8 protein-coding genes and 4 tRNA genes are annotated in these 12,118 nt (G+C 39.5%); 5 read left to right on the top strand and 7 right to left on the bottom strand.

What is annotated here, in order from left to right:
• Positions 1-17 precede the first annotated feature (17 nt).
• From OQ267_RS19905 to OQ267_RS19890, 4 genes are all read right to left on the bottom strand, one after another.
• Positions 18-1,046 (bottom strand): hypothetical protein, encoded by a 1,029-nt coding sequence (locus OQ267_RS19905; protein WP_265837705.1) that lies wholly within the window; start codon positions 1,044-1,046, stop codon positions 18-20.
• A gap of 270 nt (positions 1,047-1,316) precedes the next feature.
• Positions 1,317-1,625: a hypothetical protein gene (locus tag OQ267_RS19900; protein WP_265819932.1), complete on the bottom strand. Its 309-nt coding sequence runs from the start codon at positions 1,623-1,625 to the stop codon at positions 1,317-1,319.
• Positions 1,626-1,843: 218 nt separating this feature from the next.
• A tRNA-Glu gene (locus tag OQ267_RS19895) sits at positions 1,844-1,915 on the bottom strand.
• A gap of 85 nt (positions 1,916-2,000) precedes the next feature.
• A tRNA-Met gene (locus OQ267_RS19890) sits at positions 2,001-2,073 on the bottom strand.
• Between the two features lie 1,088 nt (positions 2,074-3,161).
• Between OQ267_RS19890 and OQ267_RS19885 the strand changes: the two genes are divergently transcribed.
• Positions 3,162-4,349, top strand: coding sequence for a glycoside hydrolase family 30 beta sandwich domain-containing protein (locus OQ267_RS19885; RefSeq protein ID WP_088299525.1), 1,188 nt, complete (start codon positions 3,162-3,164; stop codon positions 4,347-4,349).
• A gap of 34 nt (positions 4,350-4,383) precedes the next feature.
• Complete coding sequence (locus tag OQ267_RS19880) at positions 4,384-6,624, top strand: trypsin-like peptidase domain-containing protein (RefSeq protein ID WP_265837704.1); 2,241 nt, start codon at positions 4,384-4,386, stop codon at positions 6,622-6,624.
• A 447-nt stretch (positions 6,625-7,071) separates the two neighbouring features.
• Here the strand turns inward: OQ267_RS19880 and OQ267_RS19875 are convergent.
• Together OQ267_RS19875 and OQ267_RS19870 are read right to left on the bottom strand one after the other, a co-directional pair.
• Positions 7,072-7,143 (bottom strand) — tRNA-Glu (locus tag OQ267_RS19875).
• Positions 7,144-7,223: 80 nt separating this feature from the next.
• Positions 7,224-7,296 (bottom strand) — tRNA-Met (locus OQ267_RS19870).
• A 113-nt stretch (positions 7,297-7,409) separates the two neighbouring features.
• On the opposite strand from OQ267_RS19870, the gene era reads away from it, so the two are divergent.
• The 3 genes from era to OQ267_RS19855 all read left to right on the top strand — a co-directional run bounded on the left by era (position 7,410) and on the right by OQ267_RS19855 (position 10,445).
• A complete protein-coding gene (gene era / locus OQ267_RS19865) occupies positions 7,410-8,306 on the top strand; it encodes a GTPase Era (RefSeq protein ID WP_265837702.1) in 897 nt (298 codons plus the stop codon).
• Positions 8,307-8,436: 130 nt separating this feature from the next.
• On the top strand, positions 8,437-9,738 hold the full coding sequence (gene der / locus OQ267_RS19860; protein WP_088299521.1) for a ribosome biogenesis GTPase Der: 1,302 nt from the start codon (positions 8,437-8,439) through the stop codon (positions 9,736-9,738).
• A 197-nt stretch (positions 9,739-9,935) separates the two neighbouring features.
• Positions 9,936-10,445 (top strand): GNAT family N-acetyltransferase, encoded by a 510-nt coding sequence (locus OQ267_RS19855; RefSeq protein ID WP_265837701.1) that lies wholly within the window; start codon positions 9,936-9,938, stop codon positions 10,443-10,445.
• A gap of 62 nt (positions 10,446-10,507) precedes the next feature.
• Here the strand turns inward: OQ267_RS19855 and OQ267_RS19850 are convergent, their stop codons facing one another.
• The gene (locus OQ267_RS19850; protein WP_088299520.1) at positions 10,508-12,115 is read right to left on the bottom strand and encodes a S41 family peptidase; all 1,608 of its coding nucleotides are present in this window, start codon (positions 12,113-12,115) and stop codon (positions 10,508-10,510) included.
• Between the last annotated feature and the right edge of the window lie 3 nt (positions 12,116-12,118).

Below are 12,118 nucleotides of genomic sequence, written 5' to 3'. Positions count from 1 at the left end.
TATTTCTATTCCAACACCTAAGTGCCAGAATAAACGCTCGATGTTTGCAGGATTTCGATCTGGGGATCATGATCCTTTACTACGATGTTCGCAAACGGCGCCGTTTGCCTGAAAGCCACCGTATCTGCAGGCGTATTGGCTACAAAAACGGCTAATTTTCCGTTGGTAAAACTATCATTGTGGATGGTAGAGGGTTTAATGGCCAGTGCTGATCCATCAGCAGGAATCCTGAATGTGGTAAACCTGATCTGAGGATCACTTTTCCCTGCAGCTTCAACCTTACGGCCCAGTGTAACTTTCGCCTCACAAAAAACTTCTCCGTTTATAGTTGGTTTGGGCAGAAAAATATGCGGGAAGGGATGGTGTTCCACAAACATGCCACCACCACCAATAGGTGAGAGGGCATAGTTACGGATGTAGTCAGGTAAAGAGGTGTCGTATTCCATGCCAAATAAGGTATCTTCAAAACCGAGATAAAATGCTTCTTGTGGCTTCAGCAATTTTGCGCCGTAAAAGGCAAGTGTTTCCTCATAATCAGGATGGGTCACATCAAGCACCGGGAAAATGACTGCATTTTCATTCACATACAGTGAGCCGGTGGCGCCAAATACGTTCGCTGAGGGATCAAGATTGGGTAGCTTCCCGCCATCTTCACTGCTGACCCAGTTGGAATGAACCAAAACTGCATTACCGTCTTTAACGTGCTGATGGTTTGCTGCAAGGGTTTCCAGCTGTTCAATCAGGCTGACTTCAGGCGGGTTCGTGGAGATAACCTTTACTCCGGTACCTTCATTCGGCGTTAAAACCACCTGATCGCCTTTTTTAATAGGACCATAAATTCCTGTGGTAGTCATGAGTGGAACACCCTCCCGGCTTTCTCTGATCACAACGGCATCGTTTAAAAAAAGGATATTATCCTTGAGGTCTTGATGGGAGATTTTAATCTCCACGGTTTGCCATTTTCGTTGGGCGAGGATTTCTTTTAATTTATCGTCGGTCACGGGTTTTACATCCGGTGCATAGGATGTTCTGAATACGGAGCTCATGAGTGGCGTTTTAGATGAGAGTTTGAGGTGTTAATTTAAATGGTTAGATCAGCGTAATGATGCCTGATGTTTTCTGAATAAAATTAAACTTTAAAATGTAATTATTCAAGATCAGAGACATAATTATTTAGACAAGGTGTTTTGCTTCTTATACATTATTTTTGATCTTGAATGGCTTTTGCTATTAAATTTTGCATGGTGCTCAAAAAGGAGCTTCGATATTGTACATCAAGTAAAGCGAAGATGAACAATGGGTTATTTAATTTGAAGTTAGGATTCAGCTGTTTTACGTGGAGATTGTGAAATTAATCCAGCAAGTCCCCCAACTGCTGCAGAACCAATTGCAATCAAGCCTTCATTGCTTTTTTCTTCATTTAGAATGATTACAGTGACGCAGATTACAGTCGTAATCACTGTCAGTCCAAGTATCCAGATTGCGACACGAGGAGCCCATCGGTCTGTCGTTACCGGATTATTTTTGCGTAGTTCATCTATTAATTTTAGTTTTTCTTCAACTTTGAGATCCCTGTCTGATAATACTTTTTCCATAAGGGCGTAAGGGTTTATTTGATCACTCATAATGAGAACTTTAATTGTTAATAATGTGAAATTGGGGATGTATATTTAATAAAATAATTTTTGTTAAGAAATTGATCATTGAAATCTGGTAGTTAATATAATTTCAATTTACGAAATGATGATAAATATTTCAAATGAAGAATACTGTGAATATTGGTTTCCGCAGAGGATTAGATGAAAAGCAAAAATCCCGCTCTACTTATCGTAAAGCGGGATCGTAGCCCGTAGGGGAATCGAACCCCTGTTTCCAGAATGAAAATCTGGCGTCCTCACCCCTAGACGAACGGGCCATTTTTTAAGTCCTGAGTCTTATAGTTCTTCGTCTTGAGTCAGCTGACTTTGGACTTGGTACTGATGACTTCAGACTACTTTTAGTAGCGGGGACACGACTCGAACGTGCGACCTTCGGGTTATGAGCCCGACGAGCTACCAACTGCTCCACCCCGCACTCTATAGCTTCAAATTTTCTTTGTTTGAAGGAGTGCAAAGGTATACAATATTTTTGCTTTTCAAAAGGCTTAGCTAAATTTTATTTGATATTTAAATTATCTGCTTGATTTTTAGTGGATTATTTTTGTGCTGATTTGTATTGGCTTTGCAAAAGGACAATACAAAAAGAATTTGCTCATCTACATGTATCATCAATCTTGGTGTCGCCGGAAATAATTTGGATTTCACATCTCCCGCAAAGTGTTTCCCTGGTAAGCCCTAGCTTGCGCGCAACGTCATTAAATAGGCTCTTTTATTCGTAGAATTATCGTGATGTAATTAATCACATATGTGCTACTAACTTATGTGTATTTAAAATTATTTAAGCGGTGATGGGTGTAGTTAATCTTTGTTGAACATTTGAACTGCTAATTTAATAATTATTACCCTAAACTAAAATGATAAGCCTATACATTTGAACTGCTAATCAATAGTTAAATTGGTTTTTAGTGCCTTTTTAGCATAAGATTAAATGTCTATACCAACTAAAAATGTATAATTGAATTTTGAATATATTCAATTTTGAAATGAATAAAAATGTAAGATTTATATTTATAAAAATGTAGAATAAAAAATTATTAAATGTAGTTTTTATATAAATTCATTTTTGGGTAAATGAGTATTTAAGCCAATAAATGCAAAAACAAAAAGCGTATTTCTTGATAAGTACTGCAATTATACAGCAATTTGAATCTGTCCTTTATGATTTGGTATAACATGATGTTTGGTGTTGCATTTTTATAGCATTACAATAAAATAAAAGGAAGTATTTACAGTTGTATCGTTAATGATTTTATATAAGCTTAATTGATGTTTTAGTGAAAAATTTTTAAGAGGCTGGTAATCGCAAATAAAAAGGATGATGAATAATTATAAATATCCGCATGCATATTGCCAATTGTGGCCCAGCAAAAATACCTGTCAAAATATATTGTACTCAACAAATTCAGACACTAAAAGAAAGGAGGGGCATTCAAGTAAGTAACCTTATACGATTTTTCAACATTAGCAACTATCTATCTTAAACAAAACCTTAATCGAGCAATTATGAAATTTAAAATTTGTGTTATCGCTATTGCGGTATTTTTACTACACGGCTGTTCAAAAGAAAAGCAGCAAAGTGTAGAAAATGTTGAACCGCAGTTAAAAGGGCTGGCATCCATTGATGGCAATACCTATTATCAAACCATTGACGGGCTGGGCTTTTCCAGCGCGTGGTGTGGCACGCTTACGGCTGCCAAAAATGATGCACTTTATAATACACTGGGCTTTTCTTTGTTAAGGGTTCGTTTTGACCAGAATAATGCATGGGCCGATGAAACGAACAATGCTGCTGCGGCACACGCCCGGGGCGCTAAAGTATTAGGCTGCCCCTGGAAAATACCTGACGCTTACCGCTCAGGCAATACCATTCCGTCTAGCCAGTATGTTAATTTCTGCAACTGGCTGGGTAGTGCTGCTTCAGCCATCAATTGTGATTTCGTATCCATCAAAAATGAGCCTGATGGTTCTTCGGAAGATGGCAATTTGGATGGATACCAGATACGTGACATTATCAAAGCAGGCGGATCAAATATTGGCAAACCCATTGCCTGTGCTGATGCCATTAATTTTAATGATACCTATACTGATCCAACATTGAACGATGCCGCCGCTGCTGCTAAAATTTCTTATGTTTCCGGGCATCTTTATGGTGGTGGGAATAATGTACACCAAAATGCGCTAAATAAGGGAAAACGTATTTGGATGACAGAATACTATGTGGCCAATAGCCGTGATAATATGGATAACTGTTTAGTTTTAGCTAAAAACATTAATGATTGTATGAACAACCAATTTAGTGCTTACTATTTTTGGTGGGTAAATGATAATGATGCAAGCGTTAACCTGGTTAATCAAAGCGGTACAATTTACAAAGCCGGCTACACTGGCGGTCAGTTTGCCAAATGGATAAGGCCGGGAAAACAAAGAATAGCCTGTACCTATAATCCTACCCCTAATGTTTATTTAACGGCCTACCGTGGAGGTGGATTGGTAATAGTAGCTGTTAATACAGGTGCTTCTGCAGTAAGCCAGTCTTTTTCGGTTGCTAACGTTAGTGGTATTGGTTCACTGAATGTTCATCGCACATCGAGTAATGAAAACATGTCTTCGATAGGATCAGTTCCTGTTTCAGGTAATGCATTTACGTATACACTTCCTGCAAAAAGTATTACTACCTTTCACCAATTTTAGCCGGCAGTACGTTTTATTGTAATAAGCAATAAAAATGCCGGATACTACCTTCAACGGCATGGAACATTATCGTTTCATGCCGTTGATATTTCCAAAAAATGAAGAAAAAGCAGATTTCTATTTTAACAGTATATGCAGCGGATTTGTTTATCTTAATGTGTTTATGAAGTTTATCCGCCATTGTTTTGTAGTCCTGTTGTCAATACTGGCATGCAGTTATTGTACGGTTGCACAAACTTATAATGATGCCATCCCTATGAGCATTGCCGCCGGAATTACGCCTTTAAAAAATTACGAAACCTTAAGCGGCAGTAGCAAAGGAAAGGCGGAGTTATTGAGTCATAATGCATTACAAGATGCGGCGGGTATAAAATCTTATCAGTTTGCAGAACGCGTAAACGTTAACCTTAACCCTGAAAATTCTGGCCATTGGGATCAAATCACACAGGGCAGGGTTTGGCGCTTAGGCATACATGGCGTCAATGCATATTCCATTTACCTGACTTTTAATTCACTGAAGCTATCAAAAGGTGTCACGCTGTTTGTATACAACAAAGGTTTAAGGCAGTTAAGAAAGTATCATCAAAAAAGCAGTGTAAACAGTCACATCTCATTGGCTCCCGTTTCCGGAGATACAATCATGCTGGAACTGAATATACCTCATCAGGTAACTGATTATGGAAACATTCAATTATCGAAAGTATATTTAGATAGAACCGGCATTTTTAAAGCGGGAACCAAAAATGTTTCTGTCTCTTGCAATCAAAATATAAATTGCGAAAATGGTATTAACTGGTTAACCGACAAAAGGGCCGTATGTAAAATTATTACTGATGGTAACCTAAGCTCAGGTACACTTATCGGCAATACTGCAAAAGACAAACAACCGTATCTGCTAACATCTTTTCATACCATTTTCGATGAAAGTCATGCAGAAGAATCTGTGTTTATATTTAATTATGAATATGATTGCGAACAATCATCAATTAGCGACGACCAGACCATTTCGGGCGCCAAACTTGTGGCCGCAGCTGATCAACTTGACTTTTCCCTGCTCAAGCTCAATGAAGTACCTCCGGCCTCTTTTCGTCCTTATTATGCAGGTTGGGATGTAAGGGATATTCAACCAGAAGCCGGTGTTTGCATCCATCATCCTGGTGGCAGGTATAAGCAAATTGCAATAGATTATAATCAACTTCATTCGGCAACATTCAATACCGATTATATCACCAATTCTTCGTGGCAGGTTGTGAAATGGGATATTGGCGCTACTGCGCCTGGTTCTTCAGGAGCACCGCTTTACAACCCACAACATAGGCTGGTGGGCAGTTTAACAGGCGGGTATTCTTCCTGCAATTCACAAGGCAGCGATTATTTTAATAAGTTAAGTGTCTCTTACACTTCCGTTGCAAAAATAGGAAATAGGCTGATCGAATTGCTTGATCCCTTACAGCGGGGGGCAAGCTTTATGGATGGCTACGACCCTTATGGGTTTAACGCTGAACAATGTGATACGGTTTCTCATATCAGGGTTAACGAAAAAACAGCTTACAACCTGACTGAAAAGCCTTCCGATTACTTGTCGGCAACCTCTTCTGTCATGTTTGCCGAGAAATTCACCCTACCTGGCTATTTGCTTTTGCCAGGCTTTTATTTAAATGTTGCACAGTTAGGAGCTTTTAGTCAAACATCCAGTATAAAAATAAAGATATGGGAAGATGGAAGCTTGCCCGGGCAGGAGATTTACACCAAGAGTATTTTTTTGAAAGAACTAAAAGCGGGGGCGGTCAATCACATTTTGCTTGATTCTGTTTTAAAATTAACCTCAGGTTTTTATATTGGCTACCAGTTAATGGATGATAACAAAGATGGGTTTGCAGTATATCATTCTGCAAATCGTGGTAAAACAGGTCCGTCGACCATGTATGTTTATGATGGTGCCTGGCATAATATTAATTCAATTGACAAAATGAATTACTCCGCTTCCATGTCAATTGGCATCGTGGAGTGTTATGGCAAAACAGATGAATTGCAGCCGGATGCTTTATTGCTGTTTCCTAATCCTTGCAGTCAATATATAAATATTAAGGTGCCGCTGGCATTTACGATTGAAGGAATTGACTGCTATGATATAAGTGGCCGCAGGCATGCTGTAAACTATCAACCCTCAGAGGTATCTAAACGTATTTATTTCAATCTTTCACCAGGGTTATATATCTTGGTTGTAAAGGGCTCGGGCATGCAGCTGTCATCCAAATTTGTGGTGGCCAACTAATCCAAGCCTTGCATAGCAACGGCTCAAATATAGCCTTATTCAACAGGACTTAAGTACGCAAAACCTACCATCCTGAACATTTTACCTTCTTTGGTGCTACTGGGTGCAGTAGTTGTATCTGGTTCAAAATAATGTTTCGAACAAATCAGGCCATATTTATGATTAATTAGGGTGAAAAATGGCCTATTCAAATTCCGACGATATCCTAACTGCTTTATTAACAGATCTACAAATGCATCTGCAGCGTCTTTCGATGCAAAGATCAAAGCTTCAGCGCAACATCAAGAGAGGTAAGGAATAATTTCTTCTTATTCAGATGATCAAAAGTATATACTTGGAATTAATCCCCCCCCAAAAAAATCGTATACTTTTTGATATATTCGTAAAGCATAAAAGGCTGAAAATCATTGATTTTCAGCCTTTTAAAAACTTTGATGATAATAAGTGTAGCCCGTAGGGGAATCGAACCCCTGTTTCCAGAATGAAAATCTGGCGTCCTCACCCCTAGACGAACGGGCCATTTTTTAAGTCTTGAGTTCTATAGTTCTTAGTCTGGAGTCAGTTAGACTTTGGACTGATGACTTTAGACTGCCTTTTAGTAGCGGGGACACGACTCGAACGTGCGACCTTCGGGTTATGAGCCCGACGAGCTACCAACTGCTCCACCCCGCATTATATACAACTCGTTTTTTCTTTGAATTAAATCCTTAACGCTATTTCCGAATTGGAATGCAAAGATATAATTCGTTTCTTTGTGCTGCAAATTTTTTTTAAAAAATATTTCAATGGCGCATAAAGCAGGTTTTGTTAGTATAATAGGTAAACCGAATGTAGGTAAATCCACCCTCATGAATGTGCTTGTAGGCGAGCGACTTAGCATTATTACACCTAAAGCGCAAACCACAAGGCACCGTATCCTGGGTATTGTAAATGAAGAAGAATATCAGATTGTTTTTTCTGATACTCCCGGTATCATTAAACCAAAATACAGTTTGCAGGAAAGTATGATGAGCTTTGTAAACGGCTCATTAACTGATGCAGATGTACTTTTGTTTGTAACCGATATCAATGAAACACATGATGAAGATGATGTGCTGGATAAAATCCTCAACAGGGATATCCCAACCATTGTACTCATTAATAAAATAGATAAAGCATTACAGGAGCAGGTAGATGAAAAGCTTGCGTATTGGCAGGAGAAGCTGAATCCGGTTTCCATTTATGCCATATCGGCCCTGCATAAGCACAATGTTGATGGCTTACTGGATCGCGTTTTGGAAATGCTGCCTGAGCACCCGCCGTATTATGATAAAGAAGATTTGACTGATCGTTCAGAGCGTTTCTTCGTTTCGGAAATCGTTCGCGAAAAAATCTTCCTGAATTACCAGAAAGAAATTCCTTACAGTACAGAGGTGATTGTGAAGAGCTTTAAAGATGAGGCACTCAAAAACGGAAAAGGCCAGATGGTGAGAATCAGTGCTGAAATTGTAGTCGAACGCGATTCACAAAAAAATATTCTGATCGGTACCGGCGGCAGTATGCTGAAAAAGGTAGGTACAGAAGCACGGATAGAAATCGAGAAATTTTTAGATTCCAAAGTGTTTCTGGAGCTGTTTGTAAAAGTAATTCCGGATTGGAGAAGTAAAAAGAACTACTTAAAAAGCTTTGGTTACGATAATTAACCGTACCTTTGCAGCCCGAAATGAATCGGTTAGTAGTTGATAGTCAATGGCTGATAGCCAAATAGTTTAAGCAGCTTGCTTAAGCACCACGACCGTTAACTATAAGCCATTAACTATCAATAGAACACCCATGAGTAATATTATCGCCATCGTAGGCAGGCCAAACGTAGGCAAAAGTACCCTTTTTAACAGATTAACCGAAAGTCGTAAAGCCATCGTTGATGATGTGAGCGGTGTAACCCGCGACAGGCATTATGGCGTAGGGGAGTGGACCAACAGACAATTTACCGTAATTGATACCGGTGGTTATGTGGCCAACTCCGAAGATGTTTATGAAGCAGCAATCCGTGAGCAGGTAATGATTGCCATTGAAGAGGCCAGCGTGCTGGTTTTTATGGTAGACGTTACCACTGGCATTACTGATCTGGATGATGATATTGCACAAGTACTTCGCCGCAGTAATAAACCCGTATTTGTTTGTGCCAATAAGGTGGATAATACGGCCTTATATAGTGAAATCAGTACTTTTTATGGATTCGGATTGGGCGAGATTTATCCCCTTTCTTCCATGACCGGTTCCGGAACAGGAGAGTTATTGGATGATGTGGTTAAACATTTTGAAGATATTCCGGAAGAAGAAAATCAATTGCCAAAAATTACCATTGCAGGCAGACCGAATGTAGGTAAATCATCTTTGGTTAATGCGCTGATTGGTAAAGAAAGAAATATTGTAACAGCGAATGCAGGCACCACCCGCGATTCCATCAAAATTCATTATAACCAGTTTGGCCATGAATTTATGTTGATCGATACAGCTGGTTTACGTAAAAAAACCAAGGTTAAAGAAAATCTGGAATTTTATTCGGTCATGCGTACCATCAAAGCTTTGGAAGAAGCCGATGTGGTAGTGTTAATGATCGATGCCCAGGAAGGAATTGAAAGCCAGGATATCAATATTTTCCACCTGGCCGAAAAAAATAAAAAAGGTATCGTAATCCTGGTAAACAAATGGGATCTGATTGAAAAAAATACGCAGACGATGAAAGCTTTTGAAGAGCAGATTCATGAGCGTATCCGTCCATTTACTGATGTGCCGATCGTGTTTACATCGGTATTGAATAAGCAAAGAATCTTTAAAGCCATTGAAGCTGCTTTGGAAGTGGCTAAAAACAGGGGTAAAAAAATTCCGACATCAAAATTAAATGATGTGATGTTACCATTGATTGAAAAATTCCCGCCACCAGCATTAAAAGGGAAACACATCAAAATTAAATACATCACACAGATCAATGGCACATCTCCTATGTTTGCGTTTTTCTGTAACCTGCCTCAATATATTAAAGATCCGTACAAACGTTTCATTGAGAATAAATTAAGAGAGAATTTTAATTTCTCCGGTGCACCAATTCAGATCTTCTTCAGGCAGAAATAAGCTGTTTGAAAGCTGAAAGTATATTTTAAAAATAATAGAAAAGCAGGGACAGCATTCCATATGGAGTTGCAGCCCTGCTTTTTGTTTCAATCTTTTTGCGAATGTCGGCCCTGAAAATGATGAGGATGAATAGCAAAAAGTATTTCCACGTCAATCAGGTTTAAACAATTAAGTCTGAATTCCATATCTTCGCTGCCATGCAAATCGAAGTCAAAAACAGCCTTTTATCAGATTTTGACACGATATTTAAATTTTATGATATCGCTGTTGCCCATCAGAAAAAGGTATTTCATAAACATTGGCAGGGATTCAGTGCAGAACTGGTGGAAACGGAAATTGCTGAAAACCGACAGTATAAAATACTGGTGGATGGTGTAGTGGCTTGTGTTTTTGCAGTTACGTTTAATGATCAGCTGATTTGGGGTGACCGGGATCATGAAGCCATCTATATCCACAGGATTGTAAGTCATCCCGATTTCCGGGGGCAATCCTTTGTGAAAAAAATCATTAGCTGGGCCAAACAATATGCCACAGCACACCAGATTAAATATATCCGCATGGATACCTGGGCAGATAATAAAAAACTATTGAATTACTATACCAGTTGTGGTTTTGATGATGTTGGTATAGTGACGATGGCAAAAACGGATGGTTTACCCAGGCATTATGAAGGCATAAGTTTGAGTTTGTTCGAAATCGAAGTATAAGATCAATATCCAGCTAATCTTTGAATCATAAAATTGGTCTGCTTTTGAAACCTGTCTGTGATTTACTGAAGATTGGTTAAAGCCTGTCTTACCGCATTATCCGTTTGATTAACAGATCGGTAGTAGCCCACGTCTCCCAGATAGTAACGGCAGAGCAGGGCTTTTAAATCGTTCAGGATAATTGATTTTGCAGCATAAAGCTGAAAGCGGTCTATAGTTACATTTTTTCTTTGCAAGTAGCCTATAAAATCTTTAAACTCATTATCACTCAGGGCAAAATTATTAATATTTTGTTCTACAAAAGCAGCACTATAGCGGTTGGTCAATACATTAAAAACATAATCAGACAGCACTTTTTTGCTCACCAGGTTAGCGTAAAACTTGTTATATCCGGTAGTATCCAGTTTTACAAAAATGTCTGGCTGAATCCCGCCAACAGTTTTAGCCCTTTTATGTTGCTGCATATTAACACCCTCACTTTTTTCTATCGAATCCTGAAAGGAGGTGTGATCACCGGTTAACTCCCCGTCAAGCATCCTTTCATCAAGCTCATGTTTGTACGCATCATATCCTTTTTTATATGATTTCTGAATGCTTCGCCCAGATGGCGTATAATAGCGGGCAATGGTTAAATTTAAGGCAGAGCCATCTCCAAAAGCAAACTGTTCCTGAACGAGTCCTTTTCCGAAAGACCGCCGACCTACAATTATTCCACGGCCCAGATCCTGAATGGCACCTGCAACGATTTCACTTGCTGATGCGGTGTTTTCATTGATTAGGATGGCAAGCTTCCCATTTTGAAAGGCTCCTGTCCCGGTCGAATAATAATCTGTGCGGGGTTCATGCTTACCCTGGGTGTATACAATTAATTTATTTTCGGGCAGAAACTGATCGGCCAGGCCTGTAGCTGCAGAAAAGTAACCGCCGCCATTATCGCGTAAATCAAGGATCAGCTTTTTCATTCCTTTTGCCTTTAGGTTTGCGGCCGCGGCTGCGAAATCACCGTCTGTATTGGCACCGAATTTACTAATCCTCACGTACCCGGTTTCCGGGTTCATCATGTAGGCAGCGTCAATGCTGCTGATATTCACTTTACCCCGGGTAACCATCAGCCGGCTTTGTACCTGTGTGCCGCTGCGCAATAAGGTAACGCCCACGCCGCTACCAGCCTTTCCCCTGAATCTTCCTGTTAATTGTTCTTTTGGTAAATTTCTGCCACTAACCATAGTGGTATCGATCACCAGGATTTTATCACCCAGCTTAATGCCCGCCTGATATGCCGGTCCATCCTTCACCACGCCTGTTACCATCATGGTGTCGTTCAGCATATAGTATTCAATGCCAACGCCCTCAAAATTCCCTTCCAGGTTATTGGTCATGTCTTGCGCATCGGTAGGAGGCAAATATACACTGTGTGGATCCAGCTGGTGGAGTACACTATCAATAGGTAAGTTTTGCAGCGAATCTGTATTGATATCATCTACATAATTTTTATTGATGATATGCAGAATTTCTTCCAGTTTTTCATCACTATTGCTGGCCAGTTGAGGTCTTCTGGTAACGCCAAATCCCTGATCTTTAATAAACTTAATACCCAAATACATTCCTGCTATCAAAATCACAGAATAGCTGATGGCAATCAGTATGTTTTTTCGGGTATTCTTTTTCATTGG

This window comes from Pedobacter sp. MR22-3 (assembly GCF_026240075.1).
Classification (GTDB): domain Bacteria; phylum Bacteroidota; class Bacteroidia; order Sphingobacteriales; family Sphingobacteriaceae; genus Pedobacter.
This window is presented reverse-complemented; position numbering and strand designations above follow the sequence as displayed.

Coding starts and splice junctions, on each gene's coding strand:
- OQ267_RS19905 (WP_265837705.1), bottom strand. CDS start 1,046: ATGAGCTCCGTATTCAGAACATCCTATGCACCGGATGTAAAACCCGTG.
- OQ267_RS19900 (WP_265819932.1), bottom strand. CDS start 1,625: ATGAGTGATCAAATAAACCCTTACGCCCTTATGGAAAAAGTATTATCA.
- OQ267_RS19885 (WP_088299525.1), top strand. CDS start 3,162: ATGAAATTTAAAATTTGTGTTATCGCTATTGCGGTATTTTTACTACAC.
- OQ267_RS19880 (WP_265837704.1), top strand. CDS start 4,384: ATGCCGGATACTACCTTCAACGGCATGGAACATTATCGTTTCATGCCG.
- era (WP_265837702.1), top strand. CDS start 7,410: ATGGCGCATAAAGCAGGTTTTGTTAGTATAATAGGTAAACCGAATGTA.
- der (WP_088299521.1), top strand. CDS start 8,437: ATGAGTAATATTATCGCCATCGTAGGCAGGCCAAACGTAGGCAAAAGT.
- OQ267_RS19855 (WP_265837701.1), top strand. CDS start 9,936: ATGCAAATCGAAGTCAAAAACAGCCTTTTATCAGATTTTGACACGATA.
- OQ267_RS19850 (WP_088299520.1), bottom strand. CDS start 12,115: ATGAAAAAGAATACCCGAAAAAACATACTGATTGCCATCAGCTATTCT.